General features: G+C 50.2%; 22 protein-coding genes. 8 read left to right on the forward strand and 14 right to left on the reverse strand.

Going from position 1 to position 19,734, the window contains the following annotated elements; all coding sequences use genetic code 11:
- From TJ79_RS24045 to ylbJ, 3 genes are all read right to left on the reverse strand, one after another.
- Positions 1-332 (reverse strand): NAD(+)/NADH kinase (locus TJ79_RS24045; protein ID WP_040952889.1); only part of this gene is annotated, 332 nt, incomplete at its 3' end.
- A 51-nt stretch (positions 333-383) separates the two neighbouring features.
- A complete protein-coding gene (gene glgP / locus TJ79_RS24050) occupies positions 384-2,894 on the reverse strand; it encodes an alpha-glucan family phosphorylase (RefSeq protein ID WP_040952890.1) in 2,511 nt (836 codons plus the stop codon).
- A gap of 168 nt (positions 2,895-3,062) precedes the next feature.
- Positions 3,063-4,325 carry a sporulation integral membrane protein YlbJ gene (gene ylbJ, locus TJ79_RS24055; RefSeq protein ID WP_052339946.1) on the reverse strand — a complete coding sequence of 421 codons (1,263 nt, stop codon included), beginning with the start codon at positions 4,323-4,325 and terminating at the stop codon, positions 3,063-3,065.
- A 169-nt stretch (positions 4,326-4,494) separates the two neighbouring features.
- Here ylbJ and TJ79_RS24060 point away from each other — a divergent pair, with 169 nt between their 5' ends.
- Both TJ79_RS24060 and TJ79_RS24065 read left to right on the forward strand, forming a co-directional pair.
- Positions 4,495-4,872, forward strand: a complete 378-nt coding sequence (locus TJ79_RS24060) for a globin domain-containing protein (RefSeq protein ID WP_040952891.1) — start codon at positions 4,495-4,497, stop codon at positions 4,870-4,872.
- A 26-nt stretch (positions 4,873-4,898) separates the two neighbouring features.
- Positions 4,899-5,615 carry a DUF2225 domain-containing protein gene (locus TJ79_RS24065; protein ID WP_202903367.1) on the forward strand — a complete coding sequence of 239 codons (717 nt, stop codon included), beginning with the start codon at positions 4,899-4,901 and terminating at the stop codon, positions 5,613-5,615.
- A 37-nt stretch (positions 5,616-5,652) separates the two neighbouring features.
- On the opposite strand, the gene TJ79_RS24070 is transcribed toward TJ79_RS24065, so the two are convergent.
- From TJ79_RS24070 to TJ79_RS26975, 3 genes are all read right to left on the reverse strand, one after another.
- The gene (locus TJ79_RS24070; RefSeq protein WP_238323132.1) at positions 5,653-6,690 is read right to left on the reverse strand and encodes a GGDEF domain-containing protein; all 1,038 of its coding nucleotides are present in this window, start codon (positions 6,688-6,690) and stop codon (positions 5,653-5,655) included.
- A 151-nt stretch (positions 6,691-6,841) separates the two neighbouring features.
- Complete coding sequence (locus TJ79_RS24075) at positions 6,842-7,081, reverse strand: hypothetical protein (RefSeq protein ID WP_040952894.1); 240 nt, start codon at positions 7,079-7,081, stop codon at positions 6,842-6,844.
- A gap of 4 nt (positions 7,082-7,085) precedes the next feature.
- Complete coding sequence (locus TJ79_RS26975; protein ID WP_081757132.1) at positions 7,086-7,256, reverse strand: YycC family protein; 171 nt, start codon at positions 7,254-7,256, stop codon at positions 7,086-7,088.
- Between the two features lie 100 nt (positions 7,257-7,356).
- Here TJ79_RS26975 and TJ79_RS24080 point away from each other — a divergent pair, with 100 nt between their 5' ends.
- Positions 7,357-9,156 carry a M3 family oligoendopeptidase gene (locus TJ79_RS24080; protein WP_040952895.1) on the forward strand — a complete coding sequence of 600 codons (1,800 nt, stop codon included), beginning with the start codon at positions 7,357-7,359 and terminating at the stop codon, positions 9,154-9,156.
- 67 nt (positions 9,157-9,223) lie between these two features.
- Here the strand turns inward: TJ79_RS24080 and TJ79_RS24085 are convergent, their stop codons facing one another.
- Positions 9,224-10,471 (reverse strand): methyl-accepting chemotaxis protein, encoded by a 1,248-nt coding sequence (locus TJ79_RS24085; protein ID WP_040952896.1) that lies wholly within the window; start codon positions 10,469-10,471, stop codon positions 9,224-9,226.
- Between the two features lie 148 nt (positions 10,472-10,619).
- On the opposite strand from TJ79_RS24085, the gene TJ79_RS24090 reads away from it, so the two are divergent.
- Complete coding sequence (locus TJ79_RS24090) at positions 10,620-10,874, forward strand: hypothetical protein (RefSeq protein WP_040952897.1); 255 nt, start codon at positions 10,620-10,622, stop codon at positions 10,872-10,874.
- Between the two features lie 138 nt (positions 10,875-11,012).
- Positions 11,013-11,402: an O-methyltransferase gene (locus TJ79_RS24095; RefSeq protein ID WP_238323133.1), complete on the forward strand. Its 390-nt coding sequence runs from the start codon at positions 11,013-11,015 to the stop codon at positions 11,400-11,402.
- A 78-nt stretch (positions 11,403-11,480) separates the two neighbouring features.
- Here TJ79_RS24095 and TJ79_RS24100 read toward each other — a convergent pair whose 3' ends face one another.
- A complete protein-coding gene (locus TJ79_RS24100) occupies positions 11,481-11,714 on the reverse strand; it encodes an alpha/beta-type small acid-soluble spore protein (protein ID WP_040952899.1) in 234 nt (77 codons plus the stop codon).
- Between the two features lie 191 nt (positions 11,715-11,905).
- Here TJ79_RS24100 and TJ79_RS24105 point away from each other — a divergent pair, with 191 nt between their 5' ends.
- Positions 11,906-13,345, forward strand: a complete 1,440-nt coding sequence (locus TJ79_RS24105) for a S41 family peptidase (protein WP_040952900.1) — start codon at positions 11,906-11,908, stop codon at positions 13,343-13,345.
- 413 nt (positions 13,346-13,758) lie between these two features.
- Complete coding sequence (trpS, locus tag TJ79_RS24110) at positions 13,759-14,742, forward strand: tryptophan--tRNA ligase (protein WP_040952901.1); 984 nt, start codon at positions 13,759-13,761, stop codon at positions 14,740-14,742.
- A gap of 12 nt (positions 14,743-14,754) precedes the next feature.
- Here the strand turns inward: trpS and TJ79_RS24115 are convergent, their stop codons facing one another.
- The 4 genes from TJ79_RS24115 to TJ79_RS24130 form a co-directional block, all read right to left on the reverse strand.
- Entirely contained in the window at positions 14,755-14,940 is a 186-nt protein-coding gene (locus TJ79_RS24115; protein ID WP_040952902.1) for a DUF5325 family protein, read from the reverse strand.
- Positions 14,941-15,011: 71 nt separating this feature from the next.
- A complete protein-coding gene (locus TJ79_RS24120; RefSeq protein ID WP_040952903.1) occupies positions 15,012-16,001 on the reverse strand; it encodes a metal-dependent hydrolase in 990 nt (329 codons plus the stop codon).
- A 315-nt stretch (positions 16,002-16,316) separates the two neighbouring features.
- Positions 16,317-16,784 carry a spore coat protein GerQ gene (gene gerQ, locus TJ79_RS26375; protein ID WP_052339948.1) on the reverse strand — a complete coding sequence of 156 codons (468 nt, stop codon included), beginning with the start codon at positions 16,782-16,784 and terminating at the stop codon, positions 16,317-16,319.
- Between the two features lie 72 nt (positions 16,785-16,856).
- Positions 16,857-17,279 (reverse strand): cell wall hydrolase, encoded by a 423-nt coding sequence (locus TJ79_RS24130; RefSeq protein ID WP_040952904.1) that lies wholly within the window; start codon positions 17,277-17,279, stop codon positions 16,857-16,859.
- Positions 17,280-17,543: 264 nt separating this feature from the next.
- On the opposite strand from TJ79_RS24130, the gene cyoE reads away from it, so the two are divergent.
- A complete protein-coding gene (gene cyoE, locus TJ79_RS24135) occupies positions 17,544-18,491 on the forward strand; it encodes a heme o synthase (RefSeq protein ID WP_040952905.1) in 948 nt (315 codons plus the stop codon).
- 88 nt (positions 18,492-18,579) lie between these two features.
- On the opposite strand, the gene TJ79_RS24140 is transcribed toward cyoE, so the two are convergent.
- Together TJ79_RS24140 and TJ79_RS24145 are read right to left on the reverse strand one after the other, a co-directional pair.
- The gene (locus TJ79_RS24140; RefSeq protein WP_040952906.1) at positions 18,580-18,915 is read right to left on the reverse strand and encodes a toprim domain-containing protein; all 336 of its coding nucleotides are present in this window, start codon (positions 18,913-18,915) and stop codon (positions 18,580-18,582) included.
- A gap of 127 nt (positions 18,916-19,042) precedes the next feature.
- Positions 19,043-19,734: MFS transporter (locus tag TJ79_RS24145; protein ID WP_155988022.1), on the reverse strand; the 692-nt coding region annotated here is incomplete at its 5' end.

The raw sequence follows: 19,734 nt of genomic DNA on the forward strand, positions 1-19,734 counted from the left end.
ATTTCGATTTCCACAAGAGGGTAGGTGACGCACTTCATGACATTGTCCTTTTGCGTAGCCGCCATCACCTGCGCCAACTGTTCCAGTTCTTCGGGTATCCAATCGGCAAAAAAGCCAAGCCGGCCGGTGTGCATCCCGACGAAGGATATGTCGTCAAGGCGATGCTCGTATCGGTGGAATGCCTGGAGCATGGTGCCGTCGCCACCGATGGACAGGACGATTTCCGGTTTGTCCTCGTCAAGTTCCATATTTAGCGATTGCGCCAATTGATTGAAACGCTGATGGAGCTGGGTGGATACCGCGTCTCCGCGGTCAATGACTGCATATTTCAAAAAGGGTTCCTCCTTGATGCCGGCAGGTATCGCCTGACTTGCTCCAATCTCTTATCCAGGCACTGTCGTAAAAAACTGAGGGACCTCGAAGCGATGGGCGAATAAGGGATGGGTCGGACGGATACGGACCGAGTAATGCTGAATATGGACGAGATGGGAAGGGATTTGCCCATGGTAACGGACAAGTCCGGCGCCGATCGTTTTTTCCTCTGAGAGCGGAACATGAATAGGCTCCCATACGCCTTGGGGATTGTCGGCATAATAAACGATTTCAACGGCGACATCCAGGGGACGGATGGTATCCCCAAACGTGACATCCACCTTGACTTCCTTCATATCCGGAAGGGCCCAATCTCTAAGCTCATCCGTTACGTTGACCACCCGCACATGGTTCCATTGATGGCGGATCATCATCTTAAAGCCGGCCAGTGCGGCCGCGGCGGCATTGCGGTTCTTCTGGAACAGCTGGAACCGGTCCATGGAGGGGACGTAAAAGGTGTCCGCGTAATTTTGCACCATCCGATGAGTGTTGTACTCTGGAGCCAAGGTACGGATACTGCGTTTCATCGCTTCCGTCCATGCCTCTGGAAACGCGCCCGGACTGTAATAGAGAGGTGCGATTTTATCTTCCAGATTTCCGTAAAGGGATTCTGCGTTTTGCTGCTCCTGCTCCTGCCAGTTGGCGTTTGGATCGGATTCGATAGCCCATCCGTTCGAGCCATTATAGCCCTCTTCCCACCAGCCATCCAGGACGCTGAAGTTAAGGACGCCGTTCATCGCCGCTTTCTGTCCGCTTGTTCCGCTTGCTTCCAGCGGACGGAGCGGATTATTCAGCCATACATCGACGCCTTGCACTAAGTATCGGGCTAGATTGATATCGTAATTTTCCAACAGGATGATTTTACCGCGGAATTTATTCAATTGCGAGACCCGGTAGATTTCCCGGATGAGATCCTGTCCGGGAATATCCGCAGGGTGAGCCTTTCCGGCGAAAATAAACTGGACAGGCCGACTAGGATGATTGACGATGCGGTTCAGACGGTCCAAATCCTTGAACAGCAGGTTGGCGCGCTTATAAGTGGCAAAGCGCCGAGCAAACCCGATGGTCAGAACATCCGCGTTCAGATAGGTATCCGTCTCGCGAATACGCTCCGCAGACTCGCCGTTTCGCCGTCTCTGCTCCCGTTGGTTTTGCCGGGCGAATTGGACTAATTTTTCCTTCAGCTTGTGATGGGTTTCCCATAAGGATGAATTGGTTAATCTGTCGAGGGAATCCCATACTTCCGGAGATGCCTGACGCTCCTGCCAATCGGACGGAAACACCTGATTAAACTGCTCCAACAGTTCGGGAGCTGTCCACGATTCTAAATGAATGCCATTGGTTACGTGGCCGATGGGCACGTCATCCACCTCGATATTACCATGGAAAGCCCGGAACATCATTCGCGAGACATGACCGTGCAGCTTGCTGACGCCATTGCGCATTGACGCTGAGTTCATAGCGAGAAAAGTCATGTTGAACAGGTTTTTTGCCTGATCGAAGCCTAAACCGATCACTCGCTCTCGTTCATAAACAAGCTGGCTCAAAAGCGGGTCTAAATATTTATCTAACAGGTCCATGGAGAAGGCGTCATGGCCTGCCGGTACCGGCGTATGGGTAGTGAACACCGTGCTGGCACGGATAAGCTCCAAGGCCGTTTCAAAAGGAACGCCGCTATGCACATATTCCCGCATGCGCTCCAGAGAGAGAAAGGCGGCATGCCCCTCGTTGATGTGATAGACGGAAGGAGCAATCCCCAGCGCCCTCAGTGCTTTGACGCCGCCGATCCCGAGTGCGATTTCTTGAGCGATCCGCATATCTTGACCGCCGCCGTAGAGTTGGGAGGTGATCTCCCGTGCTCTTCCCGAGTTGCCCTCTACGTCCGAATCCAGCAAGTAAAGGGGATTGCGGCCGATTTGCACTTTCCATATCTTCAGCTTGACTGAGTCTTGATTAATGTCCACGGTCACGATGGCTTCTTTGCCGTCGATGAGCACCGGTTTGATGGGAATCCGGCTGAAATCACTGTCGACGCGCTCAGCCATTTGGCTTCCTGACGAATCGAGACGTTGGCGAAAGTACCCTTTCTTGTACAGCAGCCCAATACCGATCAAAGGCAGCCCCAAATCACTAGCGGATTTCAGATGGTCGCCGGCGAGAACGCCAAGGCCGCCCGAATAAATGGGCAGGGATTCATGAAAACCGAATTCGGCGGAAAAATAGGCGATCTTTTCATCCCGGTGATCCGGGTAATGGGTACTGAACCATGTTTTTGCCGACAATTGGCTCTCCCATTTGGCAACAACGCTTTCGTATAAGGCGGCAAATACCTTATCCCCCGCCAGGCGGTTCCAATCCTCAGGTGTCGTATCGGAGAGCAAGCTCACGGGATTGTGATTGCCTTGCTCCCATTTGTCAGGATGAATGCTTTGAAAAAGGCGGATTGCGTCATCATTCCAACCGAACCACAGGTTGTAAGCTAAGTCAGCCAGCTTCCGGAATTTCTCAGGTACGGGCTTCATCCGTAAGGAACACCTCTCTTTCTTCAGATGATCGTGGCGAGGAAAAAAAGCGCGTTTTTACGATTTCAGAAAGGATAAACCTCGACGTAGAAGCTTCCTGAAATCGCAAGAAAAACTACCTTTATAAGCGGTCTGGCTTCTTTAAATGTACGTCGATAGACGTTTTTCTTATAGATCATTATACAACTTTTTGGAAAACCATTGCAAAATACCGCACAGGAGTAGAACCGCCAAAATGCCCCCTGCCATGAGCAGGGAAAGGGGGAAACCCCGGCTCCATTCCAGCGCTGCAGGAGATATCGGCAGGTTTTGTGCCCCCCTGTATAGAAAGGTTTCAATGAAGGCAGAATCATGGAAGGCATTGGCGACTTTTGAGGCGGGAGCGAGAATAGGCCAAAGGATAAAAAGCAAGACGATGGCCATCACGCAGTGCAGCAAACGCGCCACAAGGAAAGGGGCATAGCGCATATTGGTTTTATGCAGCAAACTGACGATTTGCGCGTGGACGGAAAGCCCGCCCCAAGACAGCACGAATACAGCAGCAGTCAGCTTGTTAAGGAGGGGAACACTGGCGAGACCAGCTTCTTTTGCGCCTAAGGTTACCTCGAAAATACCATTGACGAAGGAGGTGGATAATGAATGGGGTACCCCTGCGGCTGTCAGCAGCCATTGGATAGGTCGATCCAGCAGCGTAAGCACGCCGCTAAGCTCCATTGATTTCATCAGCGTCGCGAAAAAAACAACCAACGCCCCGACGACAAAGACTAGCTGTAAGGATGAGCCGATCGCTTGCCGCAGCATTTGTCCCAGAGGTCGCCCATCTCGCAGACGGGCTTTGTGCATGGCTGCAAACGAACGCCTCAGCGCTGTCCCTTTAAATTTTGCCGCAGTAAGCGGCGGGGTATCGTTTTCCGGTTTGCCATGGAATCTCATGATCAAACCGAGCAAGAGCGCGGAACCGTAATGAGCGGCCGCCAGAATAAGAGCGACGCGCACATCTCCAAAGAAGCCTACGGATACGGCGCCAATGAGAAAGATCGGATCGGAGGATGTGGTAAAGGCAACGAGGCGTTCCCCTTCGTCCCTGCTGATCAGCCCCTCTTCCCAAAGCTGTGCGGTTAGTTTTGCCCCGATCGGGTAACCGGATGCAAAGCTCATGGCCATGACGAAACCGCCGATCCCGGGGATGCGGAACAACGGGCGCATGAGCGGGTCAAGCAGCGTACCGATGAAATGGACGACACCAAAGCCAAGGAGCATTTCCGACAGCAGAAAAAAAGGAAACAAGGCGGGGAACAAAACGTCCCACCATATGGCTACCCCTTTGGCTGCCGCTTCCAATCCTTGTGCAGGATAGATCAGCAGGATGACTGCGGCGAATACGGCAAATCCAGCCGTCCATGGGAGCCGTTTCAGCGCATGGATGCCCAAGTCTCATCCCATCCTTTTCATGTAATCATTTCCATGTAGACAAGTCTATAAATCAGCCTATGACAGGGAAAAGGCGGACATTCCCTTTACTGAACTTTTAACGCCCATGTGATACAATATGGAAGCCTATACATAACCAAACGGACATCAAAGGAGAGACGGATGGAGCATGGTTAATTTGACGCTCTATGAAGCGATGGGCGGGGAAGCCGGCATACGCCGCCTGGTGGAAGTTTTCTATCCCATCGTCGTGGCAGATCCTGATCTGGGACCGCATTTCCCGGCTGATATTCGCCCTGTTCAAGAAAAGCAGTTCATGTTCTTGACCCAGTTTTTTGGCGGGCCGGCCCTTTATACGGAAGAGTACGGACACCCGATGATGAGAGCGCGCCATATGCACATTCCGCTTACTCTGAAGCTTTCTCAGGCTTGGCTGCGCTGCATGTCTCAGGCTCTTGCCGAAACAGGCATGGATCCGGAACTCAGCAGAATCGTAATGGAGCGATTGAGCGCCCCGGCCCATCATTTTATCAACACACCCGAGTAAAGAAGGGAACAGATGGAATGGAAGAACTGAAGTTGGAACCCTTATACCTGATCACAGCGAAGTGCGATTATTGCGAAACGTCTTTCCACACGTCTCGTGTACGTCACAGTTTGAAAAAGGCGCATTTTACAGATACAGACTTTTACATGCGCTACAAAGGAGTGAATCCGGATTACTACGTGGTTACGGTATGCCCGAATTGCGGGTATGCTTTCACGGAGAACTTTTCCAAAGGTTTGGCTCCGGTCATTCGTACCTCCTTCGAATTGAAAGTCGTCAAAAACTGGACGGGCCACGATTATGGCGGAGAACGGAATTGGGATGACGCGCTGCATACGTATCAATTGGCGCTTCTCAGCGCTCAAATTAAAAATGAAAAAGACCGGGTTGTCGCCGGCCTTCTTCATCATATTGCTTGGCTTTATCGGGATGCGGGTAATAAAAAGCAGGAAGAGAGATTTCTGGAGCATGCCCTTGACAGTTATGTACGAGTGTATGAGCTGGAAGGAATCAGCGTCGATAATGCCAGGCTGATGTACTTGATGGGTGAATTGAACCGGAGATTAGGCCGATACAATGAGGCGGTGCGTTGGTTCTCAAGAGTAATTAACGATAAGAATATCATTGATGCCGCCATGATCCGGGCAAGCCGCGATCAATGGAAAGTCACTCGGGAAGATATGTTGGCTGCGCAAATAGAATTGCCCGAGGAAATGAAAAACGAAGCGAAGAAGCATGGATAGTCCTTTTGGCACTTCTTACGAGACGGGCCTGGCGCTCCTATGCGCTGGACAGCTCCGTATAGAAAGAATACTTGTTTTTACCGGTGGTTTTGGACAAGTAGAGGGCGGCATCCGCTTCAGCGATCAAATCCTGGATTTCTAGAGCGCTACTGCATGAAGCTGATATTCCGACGGAAATGGTAATGCATTGCCCAGGCTGAACTTCCCGGTGAGGAAAAGGCTGATTGGACACAGATGAACATAGATTCCCTGCCAGCTTTCTCAGCGCACCGTTATCCCGGGTATGACAAAGAACGATAAACTCCTCGCCTCCATAACGGGCAATATAATCTTTTGACCCAATGGCGTTTTTGAGCACGTAGCCAACTTCACGCAGCAAAACATCGCCTTGCAGATGGCCGAGGGTATCGTTGTAGTTTTTAAAGTTATCGATATCGATCATGAGGATCGACATGGTGTCATCCCAAACGGCGTTGCGGGCAATATTCATAAAGCTGCGCAGATTGGGGAGTTTAGTCAAGCCGTCTTGATTGGCCTGCATCTCCAGTTTTCGACGAGTCATCCACGACCTGCTGTCATCGTTGATCATTCCGATGAGGACGGATAGGGTGGCAGCAACGAAGCAAAATTGGAACAGCATATCGGATAGAAGATCGAAGTGGATTTTCCAATCGGAGGCAAACTGGTTGGCGACATGGATCATGAAAAAGAGGACGCTTATGATGACGCCATTTCTCAATGGAATGGAGACATACCGTCCGCGATAAGTGGGCTTGTAGAAAATGGCGCTGATTCCTGCAGGAATGAGCAGATCAAGGATGATCATCTGCAGCCATCCTGTTTCTCCCACGATGAGGAGATAGGCGGCGGGGATCAGGGTGGAGAGCAGGCTGCAAGGAAGTCCATAGCGCAAGCCAGCTAAAAGAATCGGGATAAAACAAAAGTCCCCCCAGAAATGACTGCCCGCATTCGGTTCAATCAGCACAAGTAAGGATGAGATTCCCGTAAGCAGCGGTATGGCTATTTTTTCGTAAAACTCGACTTTAGTCTGGATTCGGATTGAAAAATAACCCATGGTTACCAAAGTGCAAGCTTCTGCAAAAACAACGAATAATTCGTGCATGAAGACCACTCGTTTACCATAAATTGTAAGCCGTTGAAGAACTCTCTCAAGTATACCCGATTGGGTTATAGGAATAAAGATGCAGGAGCCTTAGTCCCAATTTTTATTTTCTACGGACGAGCGGCCTATCTGTCAAAAGATAATCGGCATCGGCATCGATCAGTTTGGTTTTGTTTTGGCAGCATGGGAAAACGAGGAGCTTCTTTTTGCCGTCGTGAATTTCAGGCAGCTCGTCCTTGCGCAAGGGAAGCAAAATATTTTCAGCCGAGCAAAAAGGGCATTCCCGCACATAGATGTCCCGGCTGATGGTTTCATAAGGCAGAGCTTGATTGAAAGGGATCATGAGGCTATTCCTGATCGGCTTCGGTTTTTTGACCGTTTTCCGCTTCCTGTTTGCTAAGCTCAGCAAGCTTCTGCATCAAGATATGCGGGGGCATGTGCATAAGCTGCTCGATGGGGACGTGGAGCGCCTTCGCCAGCTTAATGGCGGTATCCGGCGAGATTTGCAAAGGTTTCATTTAAAAGCACCAACCTTTCATGGTCGATCGGAACCGATCGTCGTGATTTCTGTATTATTGCATAAGAGTATGCTATCTTCAATAAAAAGGAGTGGTGAACATGAGTAAATCATTGGATTTGACCTGGGATCTGGATTCGATCTTTGCCGGCGGCAGTGAATCCCCCGCATTTTCCGCTTTTCTGGACTCAACCCGCCAGCGGATTAACGCCTTGCAAGCGAAGCTCACGGAAATGAAATCTCCACAAAATGTAGCCGAAGCCGAAGCGGACAGTTGGATGTTGACAGAGCTGCAGGAAATTGGGCGGATGCTGCTTGAAGCCGGAGCCTTCACCGAATGCTTAGTGGCTCAAAGCCAATCTGATCGCAAGGCGGTGCAGTTGTATGCGCAAGTAAAGGACAATGCTGCCAAATATCAGGCGATTATGACTCAGTTGGATCGTTACCTGTCGGGTATTCCGGAAGCCGTATTCGCTGCCATTCTTGAAAAAGAACCTTGGCACAGCATCTCCTTTTCTCTCACAGAACGCAGAGAGGCAGCAAAAGAGAAAATGGCTCCGGAGTTGGAAGCATTAGCGGCTGATCTGGCGGTAGACGGCTATCACAGCTGGGGGGAAGCGTATAATACCGCAGTTTCCCGCATTCGTATTCCTTCAACGGATGCTTCCGGCGAGGAAAGCCTTTTGTCTGCCGGACAGGCGTTCAATAAGCTACATACTCCAGATCGTGAAGAACGCAAGATCATGTTCAACAAATGGGAGGAAGCTTGGCAGGAGAATTCCGATCTTTGCGCCGACGCCTTGAACTATTTGGCGGGCTTTCGTTTGCGGTTGTACCGGGCTAGAGGCTGGTCCTCCGTTCATAAAGAGCCTCTTGCCATAAACCGGATGACGGAAAAAACCTTGAATACGATGTGGGATGTCATCGACCGGAACAAGGATTTTCTGCTCGCTTACTTTAAACGCAAAGCGAAGCTGCTTGGTGTCGACAAGCTCGCGTGGCATGACGTAACCGCTCCTGTAGGAGATTCCGAGACGAAGATCAGCTATGAGGAAGGCGCGGAATTCATCGTCAATCATTTCCGTACCTTTAGTCCGAAAATGGCCGATTTCGCGGCTCTCGCTATTGAGAACCGCTGGGTAGAAGCGGAAGACCGCCCTGGCAAGCGCCCCGGAGGCTTCTGTACGTCCTTCCCGATCAAAAATGAGACGAGAATTTTCATGACTTACAGCGGCACCTCGGATAACGTCTCCACTCTTGCGCATGAGCTGGGGCATGGCTATCATCAGCACGTTATGGATGGACTGCCTGCTTTTGCTCAGGATTACGCAATGAATGTCGCCGAGACGGCTTCCACCTTTGCTGAAACGATCGTCAGCGATGCGGCGATTAACAGCGCCGGCTCCAAGGAAGAAAAAATCGCGCTTTTGGAAGTGAAAATCCAGAACGCTGTCGCTTTCTTCATGAACATCCACGCCCGCTTCATCTTCGAAACCGCCTTTTATGCGGAGCGGGAAAATGGACTGGTCAGCGTTGAGCGTTTGAACGAATTGATGGTTGACGCCCAGAAGAAAGCCTATCGGGACAGTTTGAGCGAGTATCACCCGCATTTCTGGGCAGCCAAACTGCACTTCTATTCGACCGATGTACCTTTTTACAATTTCCCTTATACCTTCGGATTCCTGTTCAGTTCGGGCATTTATGCATCCGCCCAGCGGGAGGGAAGTGCCTTCGAGGACAAATACATCGCGCTGCTTCGTGATACGGCAGTTATGACCGTTGAGGATCTGGCGAAGAAACACCTTGGAGTCAACCTGGAAGAACCGGATTTCTGGCAGCAAGCGGTGGATATCTCAATCCGTGATGTAGAGCTGTTCCTTGAATTGACGGAAGAAGAGTAAGCAATCGGCAACAAAAAAGGCGGTCCGGATGGTGACATTCCGGAACCGCCTTTTTATATGTCAGATGTTAGAAGTTAAAGATGCTGATGGAACGCTGCAGTTGGGTAGCGATATGGGTCATTTGCTCCGAACGTTGAACCATCTCATCCACTGAGCTGATTTGCTCGTTCATGGATGCCGAAACCTCTTCTGTTCCTGCTGCAGACTGTTGAGTGATGGCGGAGATATTTTGCATCGTTTCCGAGATGGCTTGCGCTTGGGCAAGCATCTTATCGCTTTCTGTGGCGAAGCGGGCAATTTCTTTAGCGATGAACTGGATGCTGACGACAATTTCCCGGAACACCGACTCCGTCTCGCGGATATGATCCTCTTGGGCTTTTACCACTTCTTCATTGACCTGGATGTTGCGGATTGCTTCCCGTATCCCGTTCTCGATGCTGCGTACGAGGTTGAATACCTCTTTCGTGGAGGTGGTGGATTCCTCGGCCAGCTTGCGTACTTCTTGGGCGACTACCGCAAAGCCTCTGCCGTGTTCGCCGGCTCTGGCGGCTTCGATGGAAGCGTTGAGGGAGAGCAGGTTGGTTTGCTCGGCGATCTCTGAAATGGTGCGGGTGATGCGGGAGATGCCATCCGCTTCACGAGCTAATTGAGTGACGGTTTCGGAAACGACAGCGGTGGCTTCTACGTTTCGGTTCATGCCGCTGCTTTGGCTTTCTACGGCAGCTCTTCCTTTATCGACAAGCACAACCATCCGTTCGGATTTGGCGTTCATTTCACGGGTGGAATGGGCGTAGGTGGTGACTGTGGTTTCGATTTCTTTTATGGATGTAGAGATATGGGTGACTTCCTCGGAAATCTGATTGGCTCCAGAAGCCAGTTCTCCGGCGGATATCGAAACTTGTTCCATGACATCCTTCATACCTTGGCTCTTTATGTAATGGTCTTTACTGGAATCGGCAACCTGACGGGTAATCGTAACCGTCTCGCCTAACAGTTCCTTCAGCCGCTCCGCCATTTTATTAAAGGATCCGGCCAGCTTGCCCACAGCATCATCGGTTTCGACGTTCAGCTTCTTTGTAAAGTCTCCGTTTGCGATTTGTTGCGCCAGTCTTGAGATATTATCAATCGGTTCGGTCAACAGTCTTTCCAGAAACAGGATGAAGGGGAATGCCGCCACAGCTAAAACAATGACAATGATAGCGCTTGCGACAATGCTCTTACCAAGAAACAGCAGTAGAAGTGCGAATACGACAACAATCGAATAGCAGCCCATCAGCAATTTATTGCGAATCGTTTGCTTCGTCAGGAAATCCATATGACAGCCCCCACACTTTGTTTAATCTAATCGCCCAAATTATAGCATGACAGCACTTGTTGGTCTATAAAGATAGTCCGCAAAACTCAAGATTTGGCAAAATCGTCCGAATATAATGAGAGCAATGACGGATAAGGAGGGACTGTGGATGGATTTGTCAAATTGTAAATCATGCGGACGATTGATGCTGCAGAGCAAGAAATATTGCGAAAAATGTCAAAACGAAAAAGACGAAGTCTATCGCTCAGTACGCACTTTTCTGTCTAATCATCCCGGCAGTACATTGCTTGATGTTCACAGAGAGCTGGGGATTGCGATATCGGAACTATTGGAGTATGTACGCGAATTCTCTGCTATGCCCATGGGTGGATATCAGACGAAACAATCAGATCGTAAGGCCTAATGAGATCAACTTGCTATTGGATTATTTTTACATGTAAAAATATGTTGAAAAAGGGAAAGATAAGGCATATAATGGGAGCTAAGACCTACATATTCTACTTTTGAGGTGCGAATTTAATCGATGGAAGGAGGGAAATTAATGATCGAAGAGCTTCCACTTGCGAAGCAGCTTGAGCTTGTCTTTCGGGAAATACGGGGTGAGCTGCACAGCATGGCATCCGGCTGCGTGTTCGTGCAAATCCGCAATAACACCATAGGAAAATTCGGCGTGAAGCACAATCCGCTGGAAAGCCGAGACGGGCGCCTGGAATCTGAACAAGGCGGCCTGACGGACGCCCAGCAGAAGACATTGCGGCAAATGGCGTTGGATTCGCTCCGCTATAAGAGCCATTGGACCCATGGCGAAATTTACTATGAGTTTGCCGTCCGCAAAAACATGCTGTGTGTAAGCATCCAGTTCGAATCCAGCTATAACATGGCGAACGTGGTGTCCCACTATGAGCCGAAAAAGGCTTACGGACTTGCGTAGCTAAGCCCGAACGTAAAGAAAGGGGCCTCCCGGTAAAACGAGGAGGACCCTTTTTTTTAGCTGTAATAATAGTAGTTTCTAACGGCTGAATCCGGATTGGCCAGATAGCTGTTGCTCGGCAATTTGCACGAGACGGCGGGTAATGTGGCCCCCGATTGCGCCGGTATCCCGGGTTGCCATATATCCGTAGTAGCCATCTTGAGGAATTTGAATACCCAGCTCTTGTGCGACCTCGTATTTAAGTTGATCCAGAGCGGAGCTGGCTTGCTGAACAACAAGGGTGTTGCTGCTGCGGCTTTGTCCTGCACCCATGATTATCACCTCCAGTGATAGGTAGTATGAACCATTTCACAATTTATACTCATTTAATTATTAGGAATAAAATGGATGGTCAGAACTTGGCGAATTTTGGGTTGACGGAGCAGAAGAAGCAAGATTATAGTTAGTTCATCATTTATTCAACTTTTTCTAATAGAAGAAAGTAGGGACCCGCTGTGAATGGGATGAAGAAAACGATTCTGGCAGCCCTGTGCGCCGCAGCTTTACTGGTTGCGCCGCTGCCAACTCCTGCAATGGCTTCGACGGCTTCAGGAGACAAGATTAACGACGTTCTGGAGATTCTTCACAGCTACCATCTTCAAGGGCCGTCGGAAGATGACCTGACCCGGGCGGCGATTCAAGGGATGATCGATTCCTTGAACGATCCGTATACCGAGTATTTTTCGGAAGATGAGGCACAGCAGTTTTTCAACATGTTGGATGCATCCGAATACCGCATCGGAATCCAGGTGGATACCAGCGGAACAGATTTGACAATTATAGACGTATTGGCCGATTCTCCAGCTGAAAAGGCGGGGATCAAGATCGGTGACGTTTTGCTGACGGTTAACGGCACAGCGGTGAACGCCGACAATTTCAACGAGCTCTTTGACAAAGCTTCCGCCCAGAAGGAAGACTCTGTTGTAACTTTGAAGCTTCGTCGGGGAACAGACACGATGACCTTGAACGTTCCTTTCGTCAAGATCGATGATCCTGTCACCAGTTCGCAGTATCTATCCGGCGGGATCGGCTATTTGTCTTTGGCTATCTTCAATGAGCGTTCTGCTCAGGAATTTACCGACAAATTGGCAGCTTTGAAAAAACAAGGAATTCACTCGCTGATCGTGGATCTGCGCAGCAACGGCGGTGGGGAAGTGGAAGCCGCTCAAAAAATCGCCGCTAATTTTATCCCGAATGGCGCATTTATGTACACCAAGGATCAGAACGGGGTAGAAACGAAGAGCGAAATCACCGGAGGGGCATCTGTTGATTTTCCGGTCTACATATTGGTCAACCACTACACAGCCAGCGCCTCCGAAATGTTGGCAGGGGCTCTGCAAGATTACGGCGTAGCTAAAGTGATCGGCACCCAAACCTACGGCAAAGGTGTCATGCAGCAGTTTTATTCCGTCCAATCCGCAGACTGGATGATCAAGGTGACGACGAATGAATATTTTACCCCGAAACATCGCAAAGTGGATCATATCGGCATAAAGCCGGATGTAACAACCTCTGACGATGCGACGATGCAGCTATTCGAAGGGCTGCGGCAAGGCGGGGTGAAGCAGTTCAAAGTGACCTTGAGTAATAGCGGCACGAGCATTAACGAACTGACTTTTGCCGATACCATTCCCGTTGTCCGCAAAAACGGTAAAGTATATGTCCTTTCCCGTCTCGCTGCGGCCATAACCGGCAGCAAGCTGGAGTGGAAAGAAGGCGGCGCCGATTCCCATGTGCTCCTGAGCAGTTCTGGTGTATCCCGCGATTTCTCACTTAAAAAGGGAGAAGCTATCCTTGATGGCGGCTACAGTTATTTGGAAGCGGGCAAAATAATGACAGGCTTTCCTTCCTTCGGCTGGAAAGATGATGCGGGCAAACTGGTCTTGACCTACGGGGCGAATTGACTTTTCCTCTTGAAGCGGTATAATAAAGCACACTTATAGTAGAATGCGATGACAGGAAAGAGTAAGCGGAACTCGTCTCTCCAGAGAGCCGGCGGCGCTGCAAGCCGGTGTGACGGGTCTGCCCAATGGGTCCTGGAGTGTTAAGCTGAACGGAGGTTTTTTTGCCGATTCCCCAAAATGAATCGGTGGAAGGAACCGGCTTATTAGGTTTAAACGGCAAGCTCCCCGTTACCGGAGCGCATCAGAGGTCAGCCCATTTTGCAGGTTGCCGGTACTTGTTGCCGGTTTCAGTCAAAGGGCAGGCGAATGAGGGTGGCACCACGGTCTATCGTCCCTTGCGGAGGATAGGCCTTTTTTGTTTTTCGTCGGTTATCCGGAAAAGTTAAAGAATCGAAGAGAAGGGAGTCAAAACAATGAAACAAGTATTATCGGGCATTCAGCCCAGCGGGTTTTTGACACTGGGGAATTATATCGGAGCGATCAAAAACTACGTGCTGCTTCAGGAAAGCTACCACTGCCTGTACATGATGGCTGATCTGCATGCTATTACGGTGCCTCAAGAGCCTGCGGCGCTGCGGGAGCAATCGGAATCGGTGGCTTGTCTCTATCTGGCGGCGGGGGTCGATCCGGAGAAATCAACCATCTTCCTGCAGTCAGCAGTTCACGCTCATGCGGAATTGGGATGGCTGCTCACGACTCTTACCTATATGGGAGAGTTGGAACGGATGACGCAGTTTAAGGATAAGTCTGCCGGTAAAGAATCTATCGGCGCCGGTTTGTTTACCTATCCTTCCTTGATGGCGGCGGACATTCTGCTGTACAATGCGGATCTGGTTCCCGTTGGCGAGGACCAGAAGCAGCATTTGGAATTGACCCGGGACCTGGCCCATCGTTTCAACACCCGTTTCGGCGAGACGTTCACACTGCCTGAAGGCTTTATCCCCCAAGTTGGCGCAAGAATCATGTCGCTGGATGACGCGTCAAAAAAAATGAGCAAGAGCAACCCCAACCCGGGGAGCTACATTGCCCTTTTGGACTCGCCTGACGTTATCCGCAAAAAAATAAGCAGAGCCGTTACCGACTCCGGCCGCGAAGTCAAATATGATCCAGCCGCGAAGCCGGAGGTCAGCAACTTGATGAGTATCTACGCCACATTGACCAACAAGAGCCTTGCTGATATCGAAGCGCAATATGAGGGTCTTGGCTACGGCCCGTTTAAGAAAGAATTGGCGGAGCAAATCGTCGCCGTTCTGGAGCCACTGCAAAACCGTTATGTAGAGATCAAAAAATCCGGCTATCACCTTGACGTGCTGCGTAAAGGAGCCGGGCAAGCAGCGGAAAAGGCTGAGCCGATGCTCACTCTCGTCAAAGAGCGGATGGGTTTTCTCAAGCTATAGAACAGGTTACGCTTACTCGGTGGGAGGCAGCTTACGCTGCATTCTCGCCTTGATGATGAATCCTGCGCCGATATAGAGAATAGCGGCAATGCCTAGAGCAAGTGCAACGAGGGGCTTCTCGAAGCTCATCGCAAAGGTAACCGACAGCATGAGCAGAACGCCGACTATGGAATATGCTAGAGCGGCAATGGGCTTCATTTTTAACACCTCCTTTCTTATCGATAGTAGTTGCCCTTTTTCGGCAGGCTCGCCACCGAAAAAGGGTTTTTCTATTTAACGATATCCGGGCGCAGTTTTTTGTCCAGACGGGCTTCGCTTTTCCAACCAACATACGAATGTTGCGGAACGAAGTGGTCATCCATCCGCAAAACGGCGATAAAGGGATACTGTTTACGGTGGCGGTAGCGGATATCGGCCCAACGCACCTCGTATCCGGTAGGCAGCTTTTTGAGTTCGGCGCAGGCGAAAGACGAGAAGTAAAGGAACGCCGAGACATCGGGATGGGATTTGGAGGCTTCCACAGCCGGATGGCAAGCGCAGCTCACCTTGTCGATCCAGCGCAGCTTATCGCGTCGGTATTCACCAATGACGAAGGTGCCGTCCTGCCGACGCTTGACCACATTCCAATTGCTCAGACTTATGGTAGGCAGCAAATAGATTCGGTCTCCGGTTTGGAAATCCGTGTCTATTTTTTGTACCCAGCGCTCTAGATGAACATGATGCAGGGTGCGCCATAAATAATAAAAGCCAATAAGCAGATACAGGGACGGGAAGAGCTTCTCAGGCGGCACAACACGAAGCGCCCAGAGACATATGGCGAACAAATGGGAGAAGAAAATAAACGGATCAAAAATGTGAATGATATTCCAGGATATCCACCTTTGGGAGAAAGGCATAGCCGCCTGGGTTCCATACGTATTGAACAAATCGGTGAATACATGAAAACAGACGGCAATAAGCACCCACATGCCCAGATGCAGGATGGGGACGCTCCCGCCAAAGGTAAAACCGAGGACACTTGTAATGAGAATCGTCCACAGCAAAATAGCCGGGAACGAGTGGGATGTTCCGCGATGGTTGCGTATATAGACGGCATTACTGCGGAAGCGAAGAAGACCGTCCGAATCGGGAGCTTGAGAACCAAGTACGGTGCCGATGAGCACAGCCAGAGTTGCCGTAGAACTGGAGGCGACCGCAGGATCGATCTGCGCAAGACCGGCTAACCCTAAGCCGATAACCAAATGTGTGCCTGTATCCAACGCTTATCCCTCCATTTCGTTAAGGGTTCCAGATTATTATTGTACCATTTTCTTGCCTGAATGATGAAAAGATGCGCTCTCTCCTTTCTTGGATTGGCCAATTTCGGACGCACTACCTTTTCTATGTAAACCTTACCCTTTTTGCCTGAGACAAATGCAGGATGGAGTCAAAAAAATGGAAGGGGTTATCCGGGAACGGCAAAAAGCCCGGTGCTTCCGGGCTGTGGACGGGCTATGCGGCTATGTGTTTTTTTTCCATCAGAACCTTATAAGTTTTGCTGCTACTTGGGACGGAGGGAGCCGTTTACCACTTATTTAGCGGGGCAACGGGACCCCTGGTGTATTGAAGTAATTCAGTTCCTCGTCAAAGGTGATGTAATCAAGGTTGAGGGTAAGCAGGAGGACCCGTTTGCCGGTCGTTACATCGCTGATGATGATGTGGTCCCGGCCGGCAGCTTCCAGTTTGCCTTTGAAGATTTTTGCGTTCCATTCCACGTTGTTCTCATAGGTCATGTACAAGGTAGCGATTTTTCCGAGGTTCAGCCGTAAAATGTTCTCCACAAGAGATTGTTCGGAGAAGGTGGTTGGGGTTGCCGCAGTTGGGCTTACGGTTCCCGTCGGCGTGATGGACATTCCGGCTGATGGCTGTGTGAAGGTGTGCGGCGCTGCCGTCATTCCTCCCGGATAGCCGAAACCAGCAGCGGGTCTTGCAAATGCCGGTGCAAAGCCGTAGCCGTAACCGTAATTGCCGGTGAAGCTGTTTGCATCGTAAGCGTTATTCATTTTTCAGTTCCTCCTAAAGGAAGTGCCTGCAGGAATCCATCCTGAAGCCGTCTTCCTAATTTTTTTCTGCTGTTAAAACACATTTGGACAATCATCATACGTGGGCGTGAAGAAGCAATGTTTTTTGTATCTGCCGGTTAAGTCTTGATTGAACCATTGGTCGGGGCAGTTTGCCTCCGGTCTGAAATACCACAGTGAGTTAGTGGCGGGATAGAACCGCTCTCCGTTAACGACACGTCTGGCTAGCCGTCTTTCCCGTTCCCTTGGCCGTTGATAAAAATATCCGAATTGCACCGCCTCAAATCCGCCGGGACTTTGGTAAATGACGTCCGGAATCGTACGCAGATTTTTAAAATCCAAACAGTTTGCAAGAGCGCGATTGATCACAACGTTGCCTACCATAAGCATGCCAAGATCGCCTTCACTCTCCGCCTCCGCCCTTAAAAGCCTGGCGAGCTGATCGATATCAGAATCTGTGGATTTAACGACAGCCATGTCCCGTTCCCTTCTCTCTCCCCAATAACTACCGAAATCGCTGTTTTCTCCGTTTCTTCCATGCATTATATGGCCTTTCGCCCATAGGTGTGACTGCCGATTTTTTCAGCGTTTTATAAAAATTGGAAACGATAAGTGTGATAAATATTACAAAATTCCGAATCTATCTGCGAATCCATTGTAATGATTCCAATCAAAGTGTAATGTTAAAACAGTGAATGATATGGGAATACCATAACTATGCTGGAAGGAGACATTGATCACATGAAAAAGGAATTATCGCTAAATGAAGCGGTTGAACTCGTAGACAGCCCGGATCTGTCCGCATCGATGGAACGGGTTACGATAAAGGATTTTATAAATATGACCAAGCCGGGCATCCTGTTTTCCAATCTGATTACGACATTTGGAGGGTTCTGGATTGCCGCTAACGCCGGAGGTTCCACCAACTGGCTGATGTTGCTCTATACCTTAGTTGGGACGGCTCTCGTTATGGCTGCAGGTTGCGTACTGAATAATTATCTGGATCGTGATCTGGATTTGTTGATGGCACGAACGAAGGGAAGGGCGCTGCCGACAGGAAAAGTCAGTCCGCAAACGGTGCTTTGGTACGGCATCAGTTTAGGGATCGCCGGAATGATCGTACTGGCGCTGATCAGCCCGCTTGCTTCTTTCCTCGGACTTATCGGAATGGTTGTGTATGTAGGGATTTATACGGCATGGCTCAAGCGGACTTCCGTCTGGTGCACGGTGTTTGGGGCGATTTCCGGAGCGGTGCCTCCAGTCATCGGCTATGTTGGAGGGGACGTCAACCACTCCATGGGTCTTGGCGCTCTTGTTCTGTTCGGCATTCTTTTTCTGTGGCAGCCTCCCCATTTCTGGGCCCTTGGCATTCGCCGCGCTGAAGACTACCGGGCAGCCGGCTTCCCGATGCTGCCTGTCGTGAAGGGGAATCACACCACCAAGATCAGCATGATGCGTTATGTCGTGCCGCTGGTTCCGGTTTCGATGCTGCTGTATCCGCTGGGGCTTACCTCCATGTTTTATATGATTTCTGCAGCAATCCTCGGACTTATCTGGGTTTACCTCGTGGTCAAAGGCTTTAAAGCCAAGGATGAAATCCAGTGGGCGAAGCAGGTTTTCCTTTACTCCGTCAATTACCTGACGATTCTCTTCTTTATTCTGATCATCGATGCATCGTTTTTTGTCTGATCGCATCATACGAACTATTCCTTAAGAAACAAAAGCTGGCCCGGTGGGGTCAGCTTTTTCCTTTTTCAACAGTTGATTTGCGCAGCGTTCATTCCAAGTTCAGATAGTCGGAGAGTCCTGCTTTATCCAGCTGCTCTACCAAGTATTCTTCAGGAGTACCCTCAACACCGGCATAGCCTTTGCGCGTATAGATCTGTTCCGAGTCAGGAAAAGTGTCCCGCAGCAGGCCGCGTATCTTTTTTCCGGCGGGATCGTTATCCGTGAAAATAAAGACCGGCAAATCGCCTACGGCTTTTCGCAACCTTTCTAGTTTGTCGGTTCCGGGTGTTCCAAAGGTACATAGAATGAGTACTTTATCCGGATGTAGAAGGCGTTTCAGCCGGCTGCGGTCGTTTTTTCCTTCTACAATGATGGCAAGTTCCATGGCATGTTCTCCTGGGGTATGACGTTTCTCAGGTAAATAAGCGGGGGAGTAAAGCTTCCGCAAGCTTAGTTTACCCAATGACCGTCATTCAGGCAAAAGCTTTGGAAACAGCCTGAACATGATGGGGTTATGCGGTTTGCGCAGCTTCCTTTTTACTCATGGGCATTAAGGATAATCCGATCATCAGCGCCAGAAAAGCGAGGAAAAAGGGAGAGATCACATCCCGGAGCTGACCGGCAAGGATTGGGCCGAAAAAAGCGCCGACGGAATAGCAGATGGATAGCACCGAGAATGTCCGGCCGTAACGTTCTTTGTCGGTTACCGTAGCGAGCAGCGCGGCTATGGAGGGGAAGATGATGCCCTTCGCTGCGCCGATCAAGAATAATGCGGCATAAAGAGGCACTGTCCATTCCATGGACATGCCGAAGAAGATGAGAGCGAGAATGAGACTTCCCAGCATGGTCCGCCAAAAAGCGGGAGTCCGGTTTAAAAATAGCAGGCTTAAAGAAAACAACGCTCCTAAGCTGACCATGGTAAACATGACGCCGGAGGTTACAACGGAGTGGAGGGCGGATTTCATCAACGGCAGTTCGTAGAACAAAATACCTTGGGAGCAGGATATAGCGACGGGAATGCCGAAAAACGCCCATGGCAAGCGGTCTGCCCGATGACTGCGAGCCGTGAGCGGTTTGACAGGCGCAAGCGGCATAGCTGTTTTGTCCGGCCCAACTGGTGCGGCGAGCTGGCGGGCTGGCAGCACCAAGTTGCCACCATGTAGGCTGGCTTCTGCTTGATGGTTGCTGTACTCGCGAATGCCGA

Origin of the sequence: Gorillibacterium massiliense (assembly GCF_000455485.1) — a bacterium.
In the GTDB taxonomy this organism is placed as follows: domain Bacteria; phylum Bacillota; class Bacilli; order Paenibacillales; family NBRC-103111; genus Gorillibacterium; species Gorillibacterium massiliense.